At 60.6% G+C, this 23,295-nt stretch carries 21 protein-coding genes and 1 pseudogene; 5 read left to right on the forward strand and 17 right to left on the reverse strand.

The window, feature by feature from the left end:
- Positions 1 to 14: 14 nt before the first annotated feature.
- From ACTSLZ_RS10845 to ACTSLZ_RS10855, 3 genes and pseudogenes are all read right to left on the reverse strand, one after another.
- Positions 15 to 1,169 (reverse strand): DUF819 family protein, encoded by a 1,155-nt coding sequence (locus ACTSLZ_RS10845; RefSeq protein WP_129315419.1) that lies wholly within the window; start codon positions 1,167 to 1,169, stop codon positions 15 to 17.
- Positions 1,170 to 1,282: 113 nt separating this feature from the next.
- Positions 1,283 to 1,600 (reverse strand): DUF3870 domain-containing protein, encoded by a 318-nt coding sequence (locus tag ACTSLZ_RS10850; protein WP_129315418.1) that lies wholly within the window; start codon positions 1,598 to 1,600, stop codon positions 1,283 to 1,285.
- A gap of 39 nt (positions 1,601 to 1,639) precedes the next feature.
- Positions 1,640 to 2,900: pseudogene (locus tag ACTSLZ_RS10855) on the reverse strand (M16 family metallopeptidase).
- Between ACTSLZ_RS10855 and ACTSLZ_RS10860 the strand changes: the two are divergent.
- Positions 2,781 to 3,086, forward strand: a complete 306-nt coding sequence (locus ACTSLZ_RS10860) for a hypothetical protein (protein WP_443096143.1) — start codon at positions 2,781 to 2,783, stop codon at positions 3,084 to 3,086. The pseudogene ACTSLZ_RS10855 and the gene ACTSLZ_RS10860 sit on opposite strands and share 120 nt — an antisense overlap.
- A 94-nt stretch (positions 3,087 to 3,180) precedes the next feature.
- Here the strand turns inward: ACTSLZ_RS10860 and ACTSLZ_RS10865 are convergent, their stop codons facing one another.
- Positions 3,181 to 5,418 carry a polyribonucleotide nucleotidyltransferase gene (locus ACTSLZ_RS10865; protein WP_178980098.1) on the reverse strand — a complete coding sequence of 746 codons (2,238 nt, stop codon included), beginning with the start codon at positions 5,416 to 5,418 and terminating at the stop codon, positions 3,181 to 3,183.
- Between the two features lie 267 nt (positions 5,419 to 5,685).
- Positions 5,686 to 5,955 carry a 30S ribosomal protein S15 gene (gene rpsO, locus ACTSLZ_RS10870; RefSeq protein ID WP_129315415.1) on the reverse strand — a complete coding sequence of 90 codons (270 nt, stop codon included), beginning with the start codon at positions 5,953 to 5,955 and terminating at the stop codon, positions 5,686 to 5,688.
- Between the two features lie 253 nt (positions 5,956 to 6,208).
- Here rpsO and ACTSLZ_RS10875 point away from each other — a divergent pair, with 253 nt between their 5' ends.
- Positions 6,209 to 6,838 carry a DNA-3-methyladenine glycosylase gene (locus tag ACTSLZ_RS10875; protein ID WP_443095015.1) on the forward strand — a complete coding sequence of 210 codons (630 nt, stop codon included), beginning with the start codon at positions 6,209 to 6,211 and terminating at the stop codon, positions 6,836 to 6,838.
- 4 nt (positions 6,839 to 6,842) lie between these two features.
- Here ACTSLZ_RS10875 and ACTSLZ_RS10880 read toward each other — a convergent pair whose 3' ends face one another.
- The 4 genes from ACTSLZ_RS10880 to ACTSLZ_RS10895 form a co-directional block, all read right to left on the reverse strand.
- A complete protein-coding gene (locus ACTSLZ_RS10880; protein ID WP_443095016.1) occupies positions 6,843 to 8,060 on the reverse strand; it encodes an aminotransferase-like domain-containing protein in 1,218 nt (405 codons plus the stop codon).
- A 77-nt stretch (positions 8,061 to 8,137) separates the two neighbouring features.
- The gene (locus tag ACTSLZ_RS10885; protein ID WP_443095017.1) at positions 8,138 to 8,977 is read right to left on the reverse strand and encodes a methyltransferase domain-containing protein; all 840 of its coding nucleotides are present in this window, start codon (positions 8,975 to 8,977) and stop codon (positions 8,138 to 8,140) included.
- Positions 8,974 to 9,297: a hypothetical protein gene (locus tag ACTSLZ_RS10890; protein ID WP_129315411.1), complete on the reverse strand. Its 324-nt coding sequence runs from the start codon at positions 9,295 to 9,297 to the stop codon at positions 8,974 to 8,976. The genes ACTSLZ_RS10885 and ACTSLZ_RS10890 overlap by 4 nt, the downstream gene beginning before the upstream one ends.
- Positions 9,298 to 9,380: 83 nt before the next feature.
- The gene (locus ACTSLZ_RS10895) at positions 9,381 to 10,772 is read right to left on the reverse strand and encodes a site-specific DNA-methyltransferase (RefSeq protein WP_443095018.1); all 1,392 of its coding nucleotides are present in this window, start codon (positions 10,770 to 10,772) and stop codon (positions 9,381 to 9,383) included.
- A gap of 105 nt (positions 10,773 to 10,877) precedes the next feature.
- On the opposite strand from ACTSLZ_RS10895, the gene ACTSLZ_RS10900 reads away from it, so the two are divergent.
- Entirely contained in the window at positions 10,878 to 11,165 is a 288-nt protein-coding gene (locus ACTSLZ_RS10900) for a helix-turn-helix transcriptional regulator (RefSeq protein ID WP_162421433.1), read from the forward strand.
- A gap of 227 nt (positions 11,166 to 11,392) precedes the next feature.
- Positions 11,393 to 12,016, forward strand: a complete 624-nt coding sequence (locus ACTSLZ_RS10905; protein WP_443095019.1) for a hypothetical protein — start codon at positions 11,393 to 11,395, stop codon at positions 12,014 to 12,016.
- A gap of 94 nt (positions 12,017 to 12,110) precedes the next feature.
- Here the strand turns inward: ACTSLZ_RS10905 and ACTSLZ_RS10910 are convergent, their stop codons facing one another.
- The 8 genes from ACTSLZ_RS10910 to ACTSLZ_RS10945 all read right to left on the reverse strand — a co-directional run bounded on the left by ACTSLZ_RS10910 (position 12,111) and on the right by ACTSLZ_RS10945 (position 22,245).
- A complete protein-coding gene (locus ACTSLZ_RS10910) occupies positions 12,111 to 12,662 on the reverse strand; it encodes a hypothetical protein (RefSeq protein ID WP_443095020.1) in 552 nt (183 codons plus the stop codon).
- Between the two features lies 1 nt (position 12,663).
- Positions 12,664 to 13,902, reverse strand: a complete 1,239-nt coding sequence (locus ACTSLZ_RS10915) for a peptidoglycan amidohydrolase family protein (RefSeq protein WP_443095021.1) — start codon at positions 13,900 to 13,902, stop codon at positions 12,664 to 12,666.
- A gap of 46 nt (positions 13,903 to 13,948) precedes the next feature.
- On the reverse strand, positions 13,949 to 14,314 hold the full coding sequence (locus tag ACTSLZ_RS10920) for a hypothetical protein (protein WP_443095022.1): 366 nt from the start codon (positions 14,312 to 14,314) through the stop codon (positions 13,949 to 13,951).
- On the reverse strand, positions 14,311 to 14,640 hold the full coding sequence (locus ACTSLZ_RS10925) for a hypothetical protein (RefSeq protein ID WP_443095023.1): 330 nt from the start codon (positions 14,638 to 14,640) through the stop codon (positions 14,311 to 14,313). The genes ACTSLZ_RS10920 and ACTSLZ_RS10925 overlap by 4 nt, the downstream gene beginning before the upstream one ends.
- Positions 14,641 to 15,101: 461 nt before the next feature.
- Entirely contained in the window at positions 15,102 to 16,034 is a 933-nt protein-coding gene (locus ACTSLZ_RS10930) for a hypothetical protein (protein ID WP_443095024.1), read from the reverse strand.
- The gene (locus ACTSLZ_RS10935) at positions 16,034 to 17,167 is read right to left on the reverse strand and encodes a Gp37-like protein (RefSeq protein WP_443095025.1); all 1,134 of its coding nucleotides are present in this window, start codon (positions 17,165 to 17,167) and stop codon (positions 16,034 to 16,036) included. Before ACTSLZ_RS10935 ends, ACTSLZ_RS10930 begins: the two co-directional genes overlap by 1 nt.
- Positions 17,168 to 17,180: 13 nt before the next feature.
- On the reverse strand, positions 17,181 to 18,071 hold the full coding sequence (locus ACTSLZ_RS10940; RefSeq protein ID WP_443095026.1) for a phage distal tail protein: 891 nt from the start codon (positions 18,069 to 18,071) through the stop codon (positions 17,181 to 17,183).
- On the reverse strand, positions 18,064 to 22,245 hold the full coding sequence (locus ACTSLZ_RS10945) for a tape measure protein (RefSeq protein ID WP_443095027.1): 4,182 nt from the start codon (positions 22,243 to 22,245) through the stop codon (positions 18,064 to 18,066). Before ACTSLZ_RS10945 ends, ACTSLZ_RS10940 begins: the two co-directional genes overlap by 8 nt.
- On the opposite strand from ACTSLZ_RS10945, the gene ACTSLZ_RS10950 reads away from it, so the two are divergent.
- Positions 22,229 to 23,128, forward strand: a complete 900-nt coding sequence (locus ACTSLZ_RS10950; protein WP_443095028.1) for a hypothetical protein — start codon at positions 22,229 to 22,231, stop codon at positions 23,126 to 23,128. The two genes, ACTSLZ_RS10945 and ACTSLZ_RS10950, sit on opposite strands and share 17 nt — an antisense overlap.
- Positions 23,129 to 23,295: the final 167 nt, after the last annotated feature.

The following is a 23,295-nucleotide window of genomic DNA, read 5'->3' on the forward strand; positions in this document are numbered from 1 at the left end:
GTGGGCGGCGGGCGTCAGAGCAGCGACAGAACCTGTGCTGTCATGAGGCCGAAGAAAGTTCCGGCGAATGCGCCGATCAGCGCGAACAGAACACCCACGGGCACGAGCTGGCGGTTGAACGCGCTCGCGACCACGGGCGCCGAGGCGATGCCGCCGATATTGGCGGTACTCGCCACGGCCAGGCTGAACAGCTCGGTGCGAGTCAGCTTCGCGTAGAGCACCACGACGGCGACGTGCACGATCATCACGATCACACCGGCGACGAGGTAGAGCGGGGCCTGACCCAGCGACGCGAAGTCGGACTGGGAGGCGATGATCCCGATGATCATGTAGAGCATGACCATCGCGACCTCGCTGGAACCCGCGACGTTGCCGAGCTTCGTGGAGCCGATGACCAGGCCGAGAACGCTGACGATCAGGATCGTCCAGGTGCTCGAGGTGATGACGACGCCGATTTCCGGCAGGAGACCGCCGATGCCGGAGGCCGCGGCGGAGATGAAGATGCTGAATCCGATCACGCAGATCAGGGAGGTCAGGTCGATGGGCTTCTGGTCCGCGGTCTCTTCGTCATTCGCGTGCACATCCAGGTACCGCGTGTCGGCCTTCGTCCACTTGTTGAATTTGTCCGAGACCGAGACCGAGCCGAACATGACCAGGAGCCACAAGGAGTAGATGATCGTGTCGACGATCAGCACGTATCCGAAGACGTCCTGGGGCGCGTGCAGGATCGACTGGACGGCCACCATGTTGGCGGAGCCCCCGGTCCAGGATGCCGCGAGCGCGCCGAGTGCCTTCCATGCCTCCGGGTCCAACACGGCGTGGAGGATCAGGAACGAGACGACGAAGCCCAGGAAGATGCTGAAGGCCGTGACCACGTAGGTCAGCAACAGCTTGGGCCCGAGTTTGATGATCTTGCGGATGTCGCACTGGAAGAGCAGCAACAGGATCATCGCGGGCAGCAGGGCGTCCTGGACCCCGGCTCCGAGGTCGACGACTTCGTCGTCCTGACTGAAGACCCCCACGGTATTCAGCAGCGCGGTGATGATGTACATGAGCACGAAGCCCGGCACATAACGGAAGAAGGCCAAGCGAGAGCGTTTCTCGCAATAGACGATGACAGCAGCCAGCGCAAGCAAGACCCCCAAGAAGAGGAAGCCGTCGGTGATCATGCTCGTTTCCTTTCTGCACCCCGAGTACAAAAAAGTCGGAAACACCGGGACAGTCTGGTCCGGTATTTCCGACTGGGTCCGGTCCCCGGGGAGGGACCAAGCAATCAGGGTGCCTAACGTGTGTTGTCGGTCGCGCAACGGTACTTGGACGCCGCATTGCGCAACGCCGTGATCAATGCCCGCTGGGACGATCCGTGATACCTGGTGGAGATCCGCTCCACCAGGTCTTCCTCCTCATCGATGCCGGCGCCGACGATCAAGCTCCTGACGAACGAATTCGTCAGCGCCAACGTCGCCGTGCATTCTGCATCGAGAATTCGGTGCGTGTCCGTATCGACGACGAGCCCGATGAAGAAAAGCCCGAACTTGGAGGTGATCGGGTTGTTCGACGGGGACTTCGCCTCTCCTGTCACGAAGATCGAGGAACACATGCAAAAACCTTAACCCATGTCACATTCAAAACATAGCTGTTACGACGCCGACGCGTTGGCCGCCGAGGCCGCGCCCGTACCGACCCACGTGGTCACGGTCGGTCGGCCCGCCAGGTCCGCTGCCAGGTCCTGAACCTCCTGGGCCGTGACCGCCCTGATGTTCTCGTGCAGCTCGTCCAGATCGGTGAAATGTCCCGTGTCCAGTTCTGATCGGCCGAGTCGCGACATGCGCGAGCCCGGGTCCTCGCTCCCGAGGATCGTGGCCCCACTGAGTTGCCCCGTGAACTTGTCCAGCTCACGGTCGCGCAGCCCCTCTTCCGCGAGCCGGTCGAGTTCCGCCCGCATCAGATCGACCACGACCGGCGCCTTGTCCGCGGTGCACCCCGCGTACATGCCGAAGTACCCGGCGTCGGAATAGGAGCCCCCGAAGGAGAACGTGTTGTAGGCCAGCCCACGCTTCTCCCGAATCTCCTGGAACAGTCGGGAGGACATGCCTCCGCCCAGGCAGGCGTTGAGCACGGACATCGCGTAGCGCTGCGGTGAACCCGCGATCAGACCGGTGCTCCCCAGCACCACGTTGGCCTGCTCGAAGGCTCGGTCAACCGTGTGGTCGCCGAATTCGGGGTGAAGGACGGCCGGGGTCCGGACCCTCCGGGGCGCGGGTGTTGTTCGCTCCGGGAGCTCCCATCCGGCCCGGTCGAGCGCATCGAGGACGAGCTGCACCACCTCGGAGTGCTCGAGTCCGCCGGCTGCGGAAATGACCAGACGGTCCGGGGTGTAGTACTTCGCGTAGTGCTCCCACACCGCGTCGCGGGCCACCTGGGTGATTTCGGACGGAGTGCCGCCGATCGGCCGGCCCAGGGGGTGTCCTCCCATGACCTTCGCGGTGAAGTTCTCGAAGGCAACGTCCGTCGGGTCGTCCAGGTCCATCGCGATTTCCTCGAGGATCACGCCACGCTCCTGCTCGAGCTCGCGGGGATCGATGCTCGCCGAGGTCACCATGTCGGCGATGACGTCCACGGCCATGCCGACGTCTTCGGAGAGAACTCTGGCGTAGTAGCAAGTGTGTTCCTTGGCCGTCAGGGCGTTGGATTCTCCCCCCCCCGACGGCGTCGAACTCCTCCGCGATGTCCAGGGCGCTGCGCGAGGGCGTGCCCTTGAAGAGGAGGTGTTCGAGAAAATGGGTCGACCCGTACATGCCCTGCGTCTCGTCCCGGGATCCGACGCCGAGCCAGAATCCCAGGGCGACGCTGCGCTGGCCGGGCATCCGCTCGGTCAGGACCCGGACTCCTCCGGGCAGCACGGATCGCCTCACCTCGTTGCCGCCCTCGGTCGCGCACACCAGGCGGCCGTGCTCGTAGTCGAATTCTTCGGCAAGCTGCTCGGGGTCGAGACCCAATGCGTATGGCATGGCGACAGTCAGTTCCTCACTGGGGGCGGACATTCTGCGGGCCGACGACGTAGACCGGCCCGGCGTCGAGTCTAGGACCATCGTGGACCGGGTCCAATTCGACAGAAGGCCCCGGCCGGGGATCCTCGCGGGATCCCGACCGGGGCCTTCTGTCACAGCTGCGCGGAGATTACTCCTCGTCGTCGCTCTGGGCGGCGGCGTCCTCCTCGGAAACCACCGGGGCCAGGGACAGCTTGCCGCGGTCGTCGATCTTGGTGATCTCGACCTGGACCTTCTGCCCCACGCCGACGACGTCCTCGACCTCGGTCACGCGCTTGCCGTCGTTGAGCTTGCGCAGTTCCGAGATGTGCAGGAGGCCGTCCTTGCCCGGGGTCAGGGAGACGAAGGCACCGAAGGTCGTGGTCTTGACGACCGTTCCCAGGTACCGTTCGCCGACCTCGGGAACCTGCGGGTTCGCGATGGCGTTGATCGCGGAGCGTGCGGCCTCGGCCGACGGCCCGTCGACGGCACCGATGTATACGGTTCCGTCGTCCTCGATCGTGATGTCTGCGCCGGTGTCCTCCTGGATCTGGTTGATCATCTTGCCCTTCGGGCCGATGACCTCACCGATCTTGGACACGGGCACGTGCACGCTGATGATGCGGGGAGCAAATTCGCTCATCTCGTCCGGCTGGTCGATCGCGGAGGTCAGCACGTCGAGGATGTGCAACCGCGCCTCGCGGGCCTGCTTGAGGGCGGCGCCCAGCACAGAGGCGGGGATGCCGTCGAGCTTGGTGTCGAGCTGGATCGCGGTCACGAACTCGGATGTTCCGGCGACCTTGAAGTCCATGTCACCGAGGGCGTCTTCGGCACCGAGGATGTCGGTCAGCGCGGCGTACCGCGTCTCGCCGTCGACCTCGTCCGAGACCAGACCCATCGCGATGCCCGCGACGGGTGCACGCAGCGGAACACCTGCGTTGAGCAGCGACAGGGTCGATGCACACACGGAGCCCATCGATGTCGAGCCGTTCGATCCGAGCGCCTCGGAGACCTGACGGATCGCGTACGGGAATTCCTCGCGGGACGGCAGAACCGGGGTGATGGCCCGCTCAGCGAGGGCACCGTGCCCGATTTCGCGCCGCTTCGGGGAGCCGACACGACCGGTCTCGCCCGTGGAGTAGGGCGGGAAGTTGTAATGGTGGATGTAGCGCTTCGACTTGACCGGCGAGAGGGAGTCGATCTGCTGCTCCAGCTTGAGCATGTTCAGCGTGGTCACACCCATGATCTGGGTCTCGCCGCGCTCGAAGATCGCGGATCCGTGCACGCGCGGCAGGACCTCGACCTCGGCGGTGAGCTGGCGAATGTCGGTCAGCCCGCGGCCGTCGATACGCACCTGATCGGTCAGGATCCGCTGGCGCACCGTCTGCTTGGTCAGAGCGTTGAATGCTCCGTTGACCTCGTCCAGGCGGCCCTCGAATTCCTTGCCCTCACCGGCGAGCTCCTCGGTGATCTCCTTCTGCAGGTCCTCGGAAGCGATCTCCCGCTCCTGTTTGCCGGCGATGGAGTAGACGTCCTTGATCTTGCCGGAGAACTTGGATTCCACGGCCTGGGCGACGTCGTCGCCGTAGCCGCCGAAGCGCTCGATCTCCATGGTCGGCTTGCCGGCGCGCTCGGCCAGGTCCGACTGGGCGTCGCACAGGGCCTTGATGAACGGCTTGGACGCCTCGAGGCCCTCGGCCACGATGTCCTCGGTCGGTGCGGCGGCACCGGACTGGACCAGGTCCCACGAATTGTCGGTGGCCTCGGCCTCGACCATCATGATCGCGACGTCCTCGGTTCCGTCCGACTTGGTCACCACGCGACCGGCCACGGCCATGTCGAAGACGGCGTTCTCGAGCTGCGAGTGCTTGGGGAAAGCAACCCACTGGCCGTCGATGAGGGCAATGCGGATTCCGCCGACCGGCCCCTGGAACGGGATGCCGGACAGGGTCGTGGACATCGACGCGGCGTTGATCGCCACGGTGTTGTAGATTTCGTCCGGGTCGATCGTCAGCACGGTGACGACGACCTGCACCTCGTTGCGGATGCCCTTGGCGAAGGCCGGGCGCAACGGGCGGTCGATCAGGCGGCACGCCAGGATCGCGTCCGTCGAGGGGCGTCCCTCGCGGCGGAAGAACGACCCGGGGATGCGGCCCGCTGCGTACATGCGCTCTTCGACGTCGACCGTCAGCGGGAAGAAGTCGAAGCCTTCGCGCGGGTGCTTGCCGACGGCAGTGGCCGACAGCATGCTGGTGTCCTCGTCAATCGAGACGAACGTGGAGCCGGCTGCCTGCTTGGCCAGCCGACCGGTTTCGAAGCGCACGGTGCGCTTGCCGAATTTGCCATTGTCGATAATGGCTTCTGCGAATTGAATCTCGGGACCCTCCAAGGGTCACCTCCGTTTCTGTTCTTCGCGCGGGCCCGCCTCGACTCGGTCTTCGATCGAGGCCCACGGATGTGTCATCCGGAGGCCACTACCGAGGACCGCAAGGAGAGGCCGGGCCGCGCGGTATTTTTTCGTTGTTCCCGGCTCACGCCGGGCACCTCGCCGTTTCGCGGTGAACAGCGAGAAGGCGGCGCTGCCGTCCGGTCACCAGTCTCCCATGTCAGGAAGCCGGATCCCGGAAGGCGGCGCCGCCCCTCGCATTTGTCGTCCTTATCGGCGGATTCCGAGACGCTGGATCAGCGTACGGTAGCGCTCGATATCGATCCGACGCAGGTAGCCGAGCATGTTGCGGCGGCGGCCGACGAGGATCATGAGACCACGACGCGAGTGGTGGTCGTGCTTGTGGAACTTGAGGTGCTCCGTCAGGTCGCTGATGCGACGAGTCAGAACCGCAACCTGGACCTCGGGCGAACCCGTGTCGCCCTCGTGGGTTGCGTACTCATTAATGATTTCCTGCTTGACAGCGGGATCCAGTGCCACTGAATTAACTCCTAGAGTCAGTGCCGTGAACGGCCCGATACGGCGAATGCCGCCGGGAACCCCGACACACCGCGGACAGTCCCGGGCGGGCTGGGCCGCCTGAGGATCACGGGTTTGGGGCGACTGGCAACCACGGACTGCAGCCAGACGTGTTCCCATCCTAACGGATCGAGCCCTCCGCCGGAAGATTGGCTCGTCGGGGAGGACCTTGGCCGAGTGTGAGACGTGCTACGCGGCGTGCAACGATGGTGCCATGATCGACTTCTCCCGCACGGCCGACGTCGTGGCCGAGCACCTGCTCGGTGCCGTGATCCATCGAGGTTCCGTCGCGATCCGACTGACCGAGGTCGAGGCGTACCTCGGAACATCCGATCCCGCGTCCCACGCGCACAAGGGTCCCACCCCTCGGTGCGCGACCATGTTCGGCGAACCGAGCCATCTCTACGTCTACGCCTCCTACGGGATCCACCGGGCCGGCAATCTGGTCTGCTCGCCGGACGGTACGGCCTCCGGTTGCCTCATGCGGGCCGGCGAGGTCCTGTCGGGGCACGAGGAGGTCCGACGACGTCGCGGCCCCGCCTCGACGGATGCGAACCTGGCTCGCGGTCCGGGAAATTTGGGTTCGGCCCTGGGCCTGGACCTGATCGACAACGGAAGCCCGGTCCATCAGGTGCGCTCCGGTGCGACGGGCGAGGCCCCGAGCGACGGGTTCTGGATCGAGCCCGCCCGCTCCCCCGTTGATTTCGTGCGCGGACGCCGCATCGGCATCAGCAAGAACGTCGACGCTCCCCTGAGGTTCTGGATTCCGGACGACCCGACGGTGACCTCACCCCGCTCCCGACGCACGGCCGTCCTTTCCGGCCGGGCCCCGGACGCCGAGTAGGAACTCAGGCCGCGAGCTGCTCGGCCTCGTAGGCCTCGACGGCGCGTGCGAGCCGGGTGACGCCCTCGACGATCTCGCTCTCGGCGTTGGTCACGAACGAAATCCGCATCGTGTTCCGGATACTCGTGTCGACGTGGAACGAACTTCCGGGCACGAACCCGACGCCTTCCCGCATCGCGTACGGCAGGAGCGCATCCGTGTCGTATGCCTCGGGCAGCTCCGCCCACAGGAACATTCCGCCCGACGGCGACGTCACGTGCGTCCCTTCGGGCAGGGCCCGCGGCAGCTCGCGGACCATGGTCCGCAGCCTCTGGCCGTACACCTCGAGCTTCTCCGCGTCCGACTGGTGCGTCTCCGGGTGTGCCAGGTAGTGAGCGGCCGCGTACTGGTCGACCGTGGAACTGTGCAGGTCGATCGCCTGTTTGCCCACGATCAGTGCATCGCGGATCGATGCGGGCACGCGAGCCCACCCGAGCCGGATTCCGGGGGCCACGGATTTGGACAGAGTCTGCAAGAGGGCGGTCTGTGCGGCCATGCCCTCGATTGCGCAGATCGGCTCGAGGTGCTCGCCGGAGTAGCGCAGGCTCGAGTACGGATCGTCCTCGATGAGCATGGTCCGGGTCCTGAGCAGAATATCCGCCACATCCCGCCGCCGCTGGGCGGGCATGGTCCGTCCGCTGGGGTTCTGGTAACTCGGGATGAGGTACACGAGCTTCGGCTGGTGCAGTTCGATGGCCTTCTCGAGCGCCTCTGGAACCACTCCGTCGTCGTCACAGTCGACGGCGACGAAGTGCGCGCCCGCGAGCCCGAAGGTCTGGAGCGCGGCGAGGTAGGTCGGGTCCTCGACGAGGATGACGTCGCCCTGGTCGATCATCACCTGGCCCATCAGGGTCAGTCCTTGCTGGGACCCGGTGGTCACGAGCACATCCTCGCCCTGGGAGGGGATGCCTTCGTCGGTCAGGTTGGCCGCGATGATTTCCCGCAGTTCGAGCTCGCCGTCGCTCGAGGAGTACTGGAGAGCGCGCTCGGGCCGGGACAGGGCGGCATCGTAGGCGGACCTGATCGCATCGAGATCGAAGTAGGTCGGGTCCGGCACACCGCCGGCGAAGGAGATGACGCCGGGACGGCTGACGAGGTCGAGAAGAGCCCTGACCGGGGAATCCTCCGTATCGGAGAAATTGTGCGCGAGGCGTGGGGTGAATTCGTGCTGTCCCGTTGTCATGGTCCTTCTTTCCGCGTGTCGTCTGCATTGGTCGGTGCCTCACATTCTGCTCCGGGGGGCGAGGCGTCCCCGGGACCTCAGCGCTCGGCGAGCCGGGTCGCCACCACGAAAATGCGGCGGAACGGCAGGACGGTGCCGTAGGCCTCGGTCGGGTAGGCCTCGCGCAGCGCGGCCTTGTACTCCTCGACGAACGCGGACTTCTCCGGCTCGGGAAGAGCATTGAGCACCGGGCGTGCGCCGGTCGAGGAAATCCACCGGAACACGGCGTCCTCCCCCGGCAGGACATGCAGGTACGTCGTTTCCCACGCATCCACCGACCACCCCGGTCGGGACAGGACGGAGAGATATTCCTGTGCCCCGATCACGGTGTCGCGGAGTTTCTCGGTGATGTGTCGCGCGTAGGCAGGCTGCGCGGCCGTCTCCCGCAGGAGGGTATGCGAGGGGGCGTTGAAGTTGCCGGGGACCTGGAATGCGAAGACGCCGCCCTCGGGAACGAGATCGGCGACGTCGGGCAGCCAGTCGAGGTGTCCGTCGACCCACTGGAACAGGGCATTGGAGACAATGAGCCGCGGCTCCTCGTGCGTCCAACCGTTCTCCTGCCGCGCCCTCAGCCAGTCCCGGACGTCCGAGTGCTCGTAGTCCGATCCGGGTGCCCCGGCCGCTCGGGCGGCGTCGATCATGTCCTGACTGCTGTCCACGCCGTGCACGATGGCCTCGGGCCAGATCTGCTGGATCACCGGCACATCGTTGCCGGGTCCGCACCCGAGGTCGACGACGCTTTCGGCCCGCGACAAGGGCACACGGCGCAGGAGGTCGGTCAGCGGCCGGGATCTCTGGTCACCGAACTCGAGATAGCTCTCGGGGTTCCAGCGCGTACGCTCCGCCCCCGCGGCGGGGGCAGGAGTCGTGTCGCTCACCGCCCGGTCCCCCGGCCCTTCCCGAGGTCGCGCCCCAGAACGGCCGACGCCGCCCCGGTTGCTGCGGTCACGGCGAAGACACTGGGCCAGGCGCCGATCTTCTTGGCGAGCGGATGGGACAGGCCGAAGGACAGAACGTAGACGCCCGTGAGCGCGGCGGCGGTACCGGTTCCCGCGTTCGCCTTCCATCCGCGGAAGGCGGCCGCACCCGCGGCGGCCAGGACTGCCCCACCCAAGGGGCGATTTCCTGTCGAGCGGGCCACCTTGTACCCGCCGAGCAATCCGGCTGTGGAGAAGAGCGTGGGGGCAAGAGCGGACATATTCGGCCACCTTTCCTGGGAGGAAAACTATCTTTTCCGGTATAGCGCACGCCCACGCCCTTCTCCAAAGCAGGAACGCCTGATCATTCGATCCTTGCTTCCGTGAAACGAGTCAGGCCTTCGTCCAGCTCGGGAAACTCCGCTCGAAGGGCCTCTCCCGCGCGGCGCACGCGCTGCCGGGTGACCTCGGCGATGGTCCCGAATTCCCTCGCAACCTCCGGTTTCCGTCGGACATCGATGGGCTCGCCCAGCTGCACCAGCACACAGGACCTGTGACCGCCGTCCTCCGCGTTCTGCCTCATGACGGCGTGGCCCGTGGTTCCTGATCCGGCGAAGAAGTCGAGCACCATCGCGTCCTGGTCCGCCGAGACCTGAAGCAGGCGTCGGATCAGTTGCACCGGCTTGGGCGTCTCGAAGACCGCCGTGGTCCCGAAGAGGGCCTTGAGCTCGGCCCGGGCGGCGTGGGTGTGGCCGGCGACGTCGCGCGTCCACAGCGTTGTGGGAACCATGCCGTCCTGGACGTCCGAGAGGTACCTCTTGAGCTGCGGGGACCGGGTCCCGTCCGCGCCCCAGTAGATGCGCCCGTCCTCGATCAGCCTGTTCATCGATGCGCGGTCGTGCCCCCAGCACCTTCCCGCGGGCGGGCGGTGCTCGGTTCCGGTCAACGGGTTGACCAGGGGGTAGTCGTTGGCCGGGTGGTAGGTGCGCACGGACAGGTCGCTGGCTCGGTACGGTCCGCGACCGTCCGCGTCGTCGTGGCGGTACGGCCGATTCGCGGACTCGCTGCGGGGCAGGAGTCTTCTGCGGAAGGCCGGGGACGCGGAGTACAGCATCACGTAGTCGTGGACGACCGAGAAGGATCGGCAATCGTTCGCGGGCGCGTACTTCTTCTCCCACACGATGGTGGCGCAGTGATTCTCCTCCCCGAACACCTCGTCCAGGAGCATCCTGAGTCGCGGCGCCTCGGCGTCGTCGATCGACACCGCGATCACGCCGGTCGGGGCCAGAAGTTCACGCGCGAGGTGCAGCCTGGGATACATCAGATCCAGCCACAGGGAATGCCTCCGCCCGGCACTCGTCCCCGCCCGCGCGCTCCCACCCCGTCCGCCGGCCAGCCCCGCGGCTCTGTCCTCCTCCGCTTGTGGCCTGTGGAAGTTGTCCCTGTAGTCGGCGGTCGTCCCACCGTTGTACGGCGGGTCGATGCAGACGACGTCGAAGGAGGCCAGATGCGTTCTCTTCAGGATCTTGAGGGCATCCAGGCTGTCCCCTTCGATCACGAGATTCTGGCGGAGCGACACCGGCTCGATCTCCTCGCCGTCCATGGACACGAAACGACACCGCGTCGGGGCCTGCGCGAGACGACGCGCCGCCCGCTTCCCCGGCCAGGTCAGCCCGTAGGTCTCGGAGGCCTCCGCCCACTGCCCCGGCCGAGCGGAATACCCCTCATGCGCCGAAGATTCTGCGCTCGGATCCATTGCATCCCCCACCCCGTGCCGAGTACACTTTGCATCATCGAGGATATCGAAGTTTGCCAAGTGCACTTGGTAGACCGGAATCCGGTGCGCCCGGATTCTGGTTCAATGACTTCAGACTCCCTTGATCGCCAGACGGCACAGCGCCTCGGGAGCCTCCTGCAATCGCATCGTGCGGACCTCGGTATCACCCAGGAGAAGGTCGCACTCGCTGCGGGCATATCCCGCCAGCACTATCAGCAGATGGAGTACGGTTACAGCGATCGCGCAACCCGGAATCCGTCCAATCCGAAATTGCGTTCCCTGATGAGCGTCGTCGCGATCCTCGAGATCCCGCGCGAAGAGGTGCTCAAGGCCCTGTGGCCCGACGAAAAGGATGACGGCGTCGACGAGTGAGCCGCGGGCGACCCTGACTTAACGTGCACAAGTGTGTCACAAACTGGCCAAATCGGCCTACTTCCCTGCAATAGCAACGATGTAGGGGGTTTCAGGCTTACCCATGTGCGGGTATTCTACCGCATTTACTGCCATAATGGGGTACACGTGGATACGCTCACCCTCCACACACCCCCCCAAGAAATAACCAGCTAAGCTAGCCACAGCACCGAGAAGAAAGAAAAACGATGCGCACTCGCAACCAGAAACGTCGCCCCTCCTACAACCACCGCGACGCCCCCAAATGGGCCAAAATCTTCGCCGCCTGCGTAGTCGGCTTCGTGTTCCTGTCCATCGTCGCCGCCTGCCTCAGCACCCCCGACAGCGACACATCCAGCAAATCCACAAAATCCACCCCCGAAAAAACGCACGAATCCTCCACCCCCTCCAAGTCCAGCGAGGCACCAAAGTCCGAGAAGACCCACTTCACATCAGGCGACCCAGACCCGGCCCTCAAAACCCGCGTTGAATCCGCACTGAAGTCCACCAACACAGACGCCACGTTTGACGACTACAACGCCGCTGACAACAGCATTTGGATTAACTACGAGGTGTCCGACACGCACTTCACCAATAAGGGCATGGTGAAAGGCGCGCGGGCAGATACCGCCGCCATTCTCGAAGAACTCCGAGACAAGAACATAGACGTATCAAGCGTCAACATCACCGGCAACCTCGGAAGCTCCATTGCGTTTAGCGTCGTGTACAACGAGGACACGATCATGAATCACGACTGGTTCACGATGCCGAACGAACAGGTTTGGGCAGTCCGCGACGGCGGCACCGTGAATCCCACCTTCGTCAACGGCTAAAGGACACGAAAAAAGACCCCCTCACCCAGTCAAGGGTGAGGGGGAATTTTTGTCTAGACACCAGACGCCCACAGCTTACGGGCGAACTAGACGGTCACAGCTTAGCCAAAGAATCGAGATCAGGGTAGGCGTCGTCCGACGTGTCGGCAGGTGCCGCGACGGCCTGGACGTCTACGCCCGGTTCGGTCGCTACAGGTGTCTCAGTGGGCCGGTACCGCTCAACGCCGTCAGACGCGGCGTGAGCGCCCACGTAACCGGTCGTATCGGCCTTAGCGTCAGAGCGCACCTTCGCCTCGTCCGAGGAATACCCGGTCAAGGTGTAAGACGTGCTGGTCTTATTGGCCACAGCCTCGGCCACTTCATCAGCAGACGGCACAACGGCCGTAGGTGCCTTTGTGGCCACCTTGTCCGCGATGTCCTCGCTAGCCTGTGCAAGGTACGGTGCCAGGGCCCCCACCCGAGACGGCGACAAGTACCCGCCCGCCAAAGCACACACCGCCGAGAGCACAATAGTCAACGGCGCAAACAACTCAACCCGCGCCGACTCCGGGAAAAAATAAAGAACAATAGCAGCCAGAGCACCACCAACCACAGACCCACCCGTAGCCGACAGGGTTGTCGCACCCACAGTCTTTTTCGTACCCATACTATTTACCCTCCTTCAGCGCCTGAACCTCAGCGACCAACTGCTCAACCTGACCCTGAACACGAACAACATCAGCCTTCACACCACCAGCATTCGCAGCCGCCCACGCCGCCTCCATCGCGATCGTGGTACTACCACCGACCGGTTTCCCGTTGATCGTGCCTTCACGGTTGAACCGCTCCTCGTGCAACACTTGATGCACCTTCTGCCGGAAGAACCCGTCATTCTGGTGGAGTACGTCGTTGACGACCTCCGCGAGGTCTTGCCTGCTGGCCATATCGAACCAATCCTTAGTAACAGTCTGCGTGTGAGTCGAGGATGAACCGCCCCCGACGTAGCGGAAAATGTGGCACGACGGCGAACCGTTAGCCGACCAAATATAATCGTGATTATTCAGGGTGATACCGTTGTAACCGAAATTACAATGCAGGATATTGTCAGAGTCAACAAAAATCCCCGTATGGCCCGCCGCGCCTGCCGAACTGCCAGGGTCACCCCATATAAAGATGTCGCCACGTTGTGCAGGGATACCCGCCACCGTAGCCTGGACCTCACGGAAACCCCACGACGGCAAATCCGAAAACATCGTCTCAGTATTGCCAACCTTACCGACCGTGTTAATCCCAGCGTCCATCAACGCATAATAGACAGAGCTGGAACAGTCGTAAGAGCCCGGCCCGTTACGGTAATCCATCGAATAAGTGACAGCACCGGCCCGGTTCTGGAACCAAGCGATAGCGGCCTCCATATTCCCAGAACCGGACGACGTGCTACCCGACGAACCCCCATTACCTAGAATCTCGTTCGTCCGATCAATCAACCAAGGAATCTTGTCATAAACAATCCCAGGACACTCCGTCTGGGTCCAATCCTTATGCCCGTAATGGTTGAGTGAACCAAACTGCCTTTCAAGGTCAGCGGCCAGTTCAGCGCACGTCTCCAACGTATCCCCCGGCAAACGCGGGTCAATCTCGACCCCGATAGTGCGCCCATTACCCTCCGTGCTCCCAGCGTGCCAAGCCGCCTCAGACGGAGACACAATACACGCAACCCGCTTATCGGAGACAATGAAATGCGCCGATGTCTGGGCCGCCGAGGTGCAAAAGAAATTAATTGTAGACTCGAACGTTCCCGCCTGCGCCGGTGTATTCCACCAATGCCAAGTGATACCGTCCGGGTTACCGTTCCACCCATAAGCCGACCGGGGCGACTGATTAGGTGATGTATAGTCTTCGATCATCGTATAAGACACATCAAGACCCCCTCAAAAAGATATATTGAGCGCCTTAATGACGCTCAAAAATTTCGTCAAGCTCAGACGGGCGCTCATGCGGGACACCCGTCAAACCCGTAATACGGTTCTCCAAAACCCGTGCGTAATCGACAACCTTGCGCATTCGCGACCACAGGTCATCCACCTTATTTTTCAGTGAAAAGATTTCGTGCTTCTGCGCATCCCGGTCACGCCGCAACTCATCGACCTGCGCCTCTAACGATTCGCTAATCTTCCGCTGTTGCTCGACCCGCTCCCCCATATATTTAAGGTCATCACGCAACAACTGGTCAGGGTCCGTTTTTTTCGGCTTCAGCCCGAGCCAGGCAACAATGATTGCGACAACACCGGGAATGATATAAGGGGCATACTCGCTCATTCATCCCGCCTCACAATCTTATGCGCCTCCGTGATATCCGTGGCTCTCGTTTCGTCAATGCGCCGCATCAGGTAGAACGCCCCGAGCGCGTTAATCCCGTTGCCCCCGTACAGGGCCGCGCTCATCCAGGCCCGCGTGTAACGGTCGCCCTCCTGCGCGACCCAGGCCCCGAAGTAGCCCGCCACCCAGGTGAGCATAAGAAACACGTACCACAGGATGGCGAGACCGGCCTTGCCTCGGATCATCCCGACCAGAGCAAGGACAGCCCCAACACCCCATAGGATCACGTACAGCCACATGGCCGACCCGTTATCCGTCAAGAACATCGGCCCGGACGACTCATAAGGACCACCAGAGATCGGAGCATAAGCAATAACCCGCGTGGAGCAAACAATGAAAACGCCTAGAAGGATAATACGCCGACCAAGATTTCTCATCAGCCCCTCCTTACAGGACCGGACACCGCATCGAGGACACGTTTACGTCCTGATCGGAAGAAACACTCACCCGCCCCGTAACATGCGCATAACCCGCTGTCATTAACTATCACCGTCCACGTCATTATCGGTAGCAGACTGCATCGCCATCTCAACGCCCCTCCGCGCCGCCTTCGTCGCGTCCAAAGCCGTTTGAGCCTGAGCCTGCTCACTCTTCGCCCGCTCGTACTCCCCGCCCAGCTTAGCGCACCTATCAATAGCCTGCGACAAAGCCAATTCCTGGGAAGACTGTGAACGGATCAAAGAATCGAGAAGCACCTGCAAAGTTTGGTAATCCATAAATGCCCCTCCTAGGGTGTCGTATTCGGGTCCACCTTAGTAAACCAGTTAAACGAAAAGTTAACATCAACCCCGTTAGCAATCGTCAACGATCCACCATTCAGCGGCATAACCTTAATCTGCCCGTTATTGTTCAACTGAACACCAATAGGTGTCGTCTGGCAAAGTCCGGTCGTGTACTGGTTAGTCGCGGGTCTCCATTCGTCCGGGACTGGGAGGCCGATAACCGACCAGTCCCTAATGGTGTAAGTCTCGGCCGTGCGAAACGCCGTGCCAGTCATCGTGCAATCCCAGCCACCCTCAGTCGGTCGAGCCAAAATGTCCCACGTCGAATAACGAGTAGTCCAACCCGGCATAGCCCACGCATCGACCCGTTGCCCCGAAACCGGAACCCACCGACCCCACGACGCGCGGAAACGCTGATTAGTCCTCCAGCATTGCACCTGAGTACCCCACAACACAGAATTCGGGTCGGGAAGGTTCTCCGGGTAATCCACCTGCATCAACGGCGTAATCCTAGGGCGATACGTAGTCAAAGACGCATCAGTCAACAACTGGTTAGCCTTACGCGTCAACGAGCAAATAATCAAATAATATTTGCCATTAGCCTTATCCAGGCTCGTCCAAACGCCCAGCTTCACAGGCTCTGTCGAATTCGTCGGATCATACTTCAGCGCAACCCAATACGTGGTATCCGTAGAAACCGCCGGAACACTCAACGTGACAGGCGCATCCATCTTGTGGTAGAAACCACGCAAAATAGCGTGATTGAACCCCTTAGACGAATCCGTCTGAACCGTAATAGTGTCACCAGTATTCGACCGCTCCACCCGGTACGGATTGCCGCCCTCATCTAGAATACCGTCACCAATACCAAGCGTGACGGACTTCCACTGGTCATCCGTCAACGGCTGTTCAATAACGGGGAATGACTGTTCAGCCATTAGTTAGTCTCCCTACCTCGTTGTCTCCGCTCCAGGTCACGGACACGCCTAACCCAGGCCGGAGAATCATTGTCCTGATCCTGGGTTTTTCCAATAGTTAGTTTCGTGGCGCGCCCCGTGTCCTCCCAGGAAATCTCCGCCTGCTGAATCTGGTCAGTGTAGGCTGTACCACCAAGACGGGCTGTCACGATGTCGCCTATCTTGTAATCACGGCCAAACACCTTCGAGGCCCCGTTCTCGTTAGGCCGCTCATTCGCCGTCAACGTGACAGTGGCAGAACCCGCCATCAGCTCGGCCTCCTTGGTCCCGGCCTTATCGAGGGCCGCGCGGTCCTCAGCGTCGGTCTGGTCCTTGAACGTCTCGGCCCGCCATCCCCACGTATCCTCCGAGGGAATCTTGTACTCGCCGATCAGGCGCTCCTTCAAGTCACCCTTGCCGCCAAGGATGAACGCCGTAGTTTCAGGAGCCGTGAGAGAAACTGTCCAATCCCCGAGGGTGCCTGTCTCTTGCCGAAACACCAAAGACCTCGTGCGATCCGTCACGGCCTCAACAGTGAAATGCAGCTTGCGGTCCTGCTGGTACTTGCAAACCATTCGCACCTTACCAAGGTTGCCCAGCGTCGCCGCCTCATTAAGCACAGGCTTTAAACGCGACTTCACCTCAACCTGGCCACCAACATCAACCCCATCAACCACGAGGCCATACCAGCGCCTCTCAGGGCGCGCCGCCGCCCCCAAATTCCGAAGAACCATAGACCCAATCACACGACCCGCAGAACCCGAATCAGTGTAATAATCAGCCTCGTTCTGTTGGTCCGCCGCTCTTCCCGGCGACGGGTAAGTGATCCGCTGCGCCAAAGCTGCAAGGTCATCAACGCCCGACAGGTTCAGGTTAAGAATCCCCTTCGACGTCATCGACCGTTCAATCGTCGTCACCAACACCGAATAAGACCCCGCCTCAGGGTCGCGGATAAACAGGCGGCACCCCGGAACAATCCGAGATGCCGCCCTACCCTCACCGACAATCTGAGCCGTGAACGTACCCTTCGCATTGAGCTTCTGCACCACCGTGCAATTCACCCAATCCAAACGGCCCCGAGGCACCAAGTCAGGTCCAATGAGCGTCATCTCCATATGACCCCCCCCCTTAGTAGCCCGTCAAGTATTGAGGCTTATATGTCAGCTCCAACAAGGACGCCTCCGTCGCTCCAGTGAACGTCACCTTCACCTGATTAACACCCGGCTCCAACTGAAAGAAATCAGTATCCAACGAAACCCGGTTCCACAACTCACCATTTGGGTTGTTTTTGTCGTAGACATCGCCCGCCGCCGTATCAAACGTAATACGACGACCAACCTTAATATCGCCCTCATACTTAATCCGCTTACCGTTCGCCTCAATAGTCAAATCAGACCCAGGCCCCGTCACGGTGAAAATCGGCCACACAGGTTTATCACCATCAACACGGATAGCAAACACACCCGCGACCGACGACGAAGACAAGATAACCGGGAAAAACTCAGAAGACTTAGAAATGAACGGCTTAACACCCGGCTTGATCTGGAACAAGCGCGAAACCGGGTCCGCAGACCAAAACGCGGAAGGGACTTTAAGTGTCAAACCGATATGCTGGTAACACCCTCCAAAGTCCGTCCCATAGTCACCATCCAGGCCCTCCGAGTAAACAGCGTCAACCCACCGCACATCGCTATTCCTAGTGCGCGACTGGACCGACACCCTCACAGGCCCCTTCACCGGGTCCACCAAGCTAAACAGGGCATCACGGCGCTTATCCACCTGCTCGTACGAATCACCGTAAACAAACACCGGGAAAAACAGTTCACGCTCAGTCAACCGCGTATGCCGAAGGAGGGCGCCGTGCCCCGATGGAATCGAAGACAGTTCGTGTTCCACAGGGGCGATACCCAGGCCCGTTACGCCCTGTTTGAGGATATACCCGTCATCGGTAACGTCAGAGCCGAGATTGATAGACGTGCTACCCCGGCTAATCGTCACCGTGGGATCAAACTTAGGCATAAAGGGACTCCCTGCGCTTCCGTTGCTTCTCGACCTCGCGGCCCACTTCCTCGGCGGAATATCCGTGGATACCGCCGTTAATGACCATTCCCTGCCCCTTAGAGGCGCTATTGTCCGCAATCGTGTACATCGCACGCCACTGCTCATGAGTCAACACATAATCCGGCTTCTCCCGCTGATGGTCGATGAACTGGACGCCCTTCTCAAGCTTCCCACCACCATCAAACAGTTTCGCCGGAGTGACCCGGCCGCCTTCCGAATAACCGTGACCATGCCCAATAGCACCGAGCATCCCCGACGCGCCGTACCTCGCCTTCGCGTACCGCATACCAGCAACCAAAGACGCCAGCGGGTTAAAACGGTCATTCGGCAAGGACGGGTCACGGTACGCCGCGAACGTCGAACCGATCACCTGAACAAGACCCTTAGCAATATCACCGGACGCGTTATTGACATCGCCGATGTTGCCTTGAACCGCGTTCGGGTTACCGCCCGACTCGCTAGCAATCTGCCTAATCCACGCATTCACGTAATCGTTAGACGTAGGCAGGCCGACACGCTTCAACGCTTCAATAACCGTTGAGCGCCACTGCTCAGCAGGTTTAGACGACTCGCCCCCGCTATCGTTGGAGCCTCCGCCCCCGAACAGCTGAGTCAACCAGTCGAGCATGTCATTAACACCGGCCTTGCCGATGCCAACACCATCTTCGACAAAGTTATTTTTCGGGAACTTGCTCTTAGCGAAGTCCGCACCCTTGTCGTAAATAGATTCGACAATCTTACGGACCGCCTCAACGATCCAGGACGAACCGCCACCGCCGCCACCGGGATTCTCGTACGTCTTGACGCCCTTACCAGGTTCGCCCCACAGCTCACGGAGCGCCTGATAGTCGCCCGAATGCGGCCAGTCGCCGCCCGTCATCATATGGTCCATGACAGACGACGAGTCGCCGCTAGCGACGTGATCCAGGCCGAGCGCGTGACCCATCTCGTGGACCAGGACGCCACGGACACGGTTAGCCGGGACTGCCGAGGAAACCTGAATCTGATTCCCCGAATAGAAGCCCCAGCCGCCCGAGTTGCCATTGACGAAGCTGGACACGCCAGGCCCGCCGTTACCCATCTTCACATCAAGTGCAGAACGACCCATCCAGGCCTTAGCCGCCGACTCGGTATCAACACCACTAATGTTAGTAGCCTTGAAAACCATTTTACCGGCCTTAGAAGCCTCCGCCTGCATCGACCCCCACACGCTCGTACCAGGCCCATGGGGAGGCACTGAGCCCGCCGCAATACCGTTACCGCCCGTAGCGTAGGCATTCTTCGGCGAATCAGGCAGGTCGCCTGTTGAGTTAATCGCGTCCAGGTAGCCCGGATAGCGTTGCTCGAACTTCTTGCGCGAGGACTTCTTGATAACGTACTCGTCAGCGTGAACAATACCGGCCGGGTCGTATTTACCACCCGGACCAGTGTAACCACCAGTAGCCCAACCAATCTTGAGCTTACCGATGTCTTTACCGTTCCAAGCATCATTGACCTTATTGTACCCGTCCAAGAACGGGTTAATAGCGTGATCGACAACGAAAACAAGCGGAGACTTAACAGCCTCCCTCAGCTTATGCCAAGCATCGCCAATTGCGCTAGCGGTCCTATCCCACGCCGCAACAAGATCATTTTGAATGAAATTCATCAGCGGATTAAGTACGACATCCCGAATCCATGTCCAGGTTGACGAAATGATACTGCCAATGAAATCCCAGGCGGCTTTAATCCGCTTAGACAGCCAGTCAAACGCCGGAATGAGGATATTATCAATAAACCATTTGATCGCATCCCAAATTGGTTTAATCGCAACATTCCACGCCCACGAAATAATTTGGACAATCCAATTCCAAATATTATTAATGAACGTGCCGAGCCACTGGAATCCCGGAATCAAGATCGTATCTATAAACGATTTAATGGCCAACCAAATCGGCTTGACCATATTGTTCCACGCCCACGAAATAACCGTGACAATCCAATTCCAAATATTAGAAATGAATTGACCCAGCCATTGGAACCCGGGAATAAGGATACCATTAATGAATGCGAGAATAGCATTCCAGATGGGCTGAATAATCGCATTCCACGCCCACGATATAGCGTTACTTATCGCGGTCCATACCGGGATAACAACCGCATCCCGGAACCACGTAAACACGCCGCCGAGAATATCGAGGCCAGTCTTAACGCCCGGCCAGAACGACGCATTCCACCAATCGAGGAAACCCTGGAACATGGTTTTGATCCAGCCCCAAACAGGCTGAATAATTCCGTCATTGAACCACTGGAAAGCCTGCCCCAAAGCATTAAGCGGGTTAGTGATCCCCGGCCAGAACGATTCCGTCCACCACGTCAGGAAGCCCTGGAAAACACTAGTAACCCAACCCCAAATGCCGGAAAGGAACTCCCCGATAGTCTGGAAAGCGGCACCGAACCAACCAAGCACGTTTTGAACGCCAGGCCAGAAAGTCTCCGTCCACCACGTAAGGAACCCGCCGATAACGCCGGTGATATTATCCCACACGGTTGTAACAATGCCCCACAGGCCGACAAAGAAACCGCCCAGGAATTTAAACACGTCCATGACACGCGGCCAGAACGTCTCTGTCCACCAGTCAGCAAAATTTTTGGCCCCGTCTTTAACCCCGGCCCAAAGACCATCAACGAAATCATGGAACCAACCGACCTTCTTGTAAAGCAGGATAAACCCACCAACAAGAAGTGTAATTGCGGCGACAACAGCAAGGACCGGCCAAGAGATGGCGCCCGTAAGGGCCGCCGCAATCGCGGCAACCCCGTTATAAATCTTTAGGACACCAATAGCAATGCCAAGACCAACAGCAAACGGGACCCACACGTCAGCCGTATCGCCAAGGAACTTGCCCAGCTTCTCCATGACATCAGCGGCCTTGCCAATGAACTTACCCGCGTCCTTAATCGAAGGTATCGAATCCTCAATGGACGGGCCAAAGTAATCCCAGAACGCGTTACCCACGTCCTTAGCCAAGTCAACGAGAGTGTCCAGCGTTTTGCGCGCGAACTTGCCGAGACCCTGGAAAAATCCGGGAATACCGGAAGCTGACACGTGCTTATCAGCGTTATTCCAAGCGTCCTGGAACAGGCCAATACCCAGCTTGATGCGCCAAAAAACGTTATCAATCAGGTCGCGGAACCACTGGAACTTTCCGTAGGCCACAACAGCCGCGCCAATAGCCAGGCCAATAGCCGAAACCAGAATCAAGAACGGCGACGAAACAGCAACCGCCACACCCTGGACCATCTTAAAGAACTTAGTGAAGACCCACAGGCCAGTAAACGCCGCAACGAGGCCACCAACAGCCGCCGTAGCCATCATCAGGTTATCCCGGAACTTCTTAGCCGATTCCGAGTTCCCCGTCATCCATTTAGCGAAATCTTTAACCTTTGGAGTCACCACAGTTTTCAAGAACTGTGTTACGGCATCCAGCGCGCCGCCAATCTGTTTCTTGAACGGTTCGATAGCCTGCATACCCAGATTAGCGAAAGCCGTCTTAAGGATCGTCAACTTAGCCGGAAGGGTTGTTCCCATTTCCTTGGCTAGCTCGCCCGTACCCTCATTGACGGCCTTAACAAAGTCCTCATACGTAAGCTTGCCGTCCGCGACCTGCTTACGCACTTCCTCCTGGGAAATGCCCATAGAGTCCGCGAGCATCCCAAACGCGTTAATGCCGCGCTGAGTCATCTGCAACAGGTCCTGCGTGTACAGGTGGCCCGAGGACTTCATCTGCAACATGACCATGCCGATGTCGTCAGCAGACGCACCGGAGGCCGCAGAAAGGTTCGTCAGCGCCTTAATGGACGTATCCATGCCCTCGCCCATTTCGACGCCCGACTGAGCCAGCAGGCCGGACACCTTAGAAGCCGTAGACAGCGACGTAGACGTACCCGTAACCTGGTCATTCAATTTCGCCATCTGGTCTTTAGCCTGCTTCGAGGTAAGACCAATATTTTTAAAGATAATGTTCGCATGGTCAATATCGTTCATGCGCTTAAAACCGGCGGACAGAATACCGCCGATACCAGCAACACCCACGAGGCTACCGACCATCGCCGGAATACGCCCCAAATGAGACATGAGATTGCTGGTCATCGCCTGCCCAGCCTGGTTACCTGTCTTGCCCGCCAATGACGGGATACCCGAGAAACCACGGGACAGGACAGACCCAATTTTTGAGCCGACACCGGAGAACCCGCTAGCCATAGCGGATGCCCCACTCTTAGCGGCGTTAGCGGCCGCGCTCACCGTTGAACGGAAGCCGCCGGAAATCCCAGAGCCAATAGTTGAGGCCGCGTTACCGGCCCCGGACGTGAACGCCCGGAACCCATTAGACGCCGACGACCAAGCCGCCGAGGCTGTAGACCTAAACCCATTAGACAGGGCATTGCCTACCGTTGACGCCGCACGACCCGCGCCCGAAGTGAACGCCGCGAAATTCTCCGCCGCCGAACGGGAAGCAACAGTCTTAATGCCCTCAAAACCACGAGACAGGCCGCCCCTGACAGCTTCACCCGTGGACGACGCCGCCCCCGTAAAGGACGACACCATGCCGGACGCCGTGGACGTAATAGACGACCTCGCGTTAGCTAGGCCGTTACGGAAACCGCCCCACACGTTCGAGAACGCCGTAGACACGGCAGACCCGGCAGTCTTCGCGCCGGTCACGATCTGGTTAAACGCGCCCGAAAAATTGCCCGTAAAAACGTTCTTCAACAGGGACCCGACCCCGGAGAACACGGACGAAATACCAGACGCCGCCACAGACGCCGCGCCCCGAATCGTAGACAGAGCGCTCTGGGCCATAGACGCGCCCCACGAGAAACTAGTACTAATAGCCGAACCGACCCCGGCAAACGCAGACCTCACCGCGTTACCCGCCGAGGACATCGCGGAAGACATGGCCGATCCGGCAGTCTTGGACGTAGCACTAGCCCGGTTCAGGGCCGCCCTAGCCTCGTCAACCTGCTTTTGGTAGCCCGCCGTCTTCAGCTTCGCCTCATCAGTGGCGTCATTCAGCTTATAACGGGCATTCTGCAACTGGTCCTCAGCGCGAAGAACCTGGGACGTGGTGACACCACTTTTTCCCTTGACCTCCGCGAGCCGAGCCTCCGCAATCTCAACCTTACGAGTCGCCGCTTCAAC

Source organism: Rothia koreensis, from assembly GCF_052232265.1.
Classification (GTDB): domain Bacteria; phylum Actinomycetota; class Actinomycetes; order Actinomycetales; family Micrococcaceae; genus Rothia; species Rothia koreensis.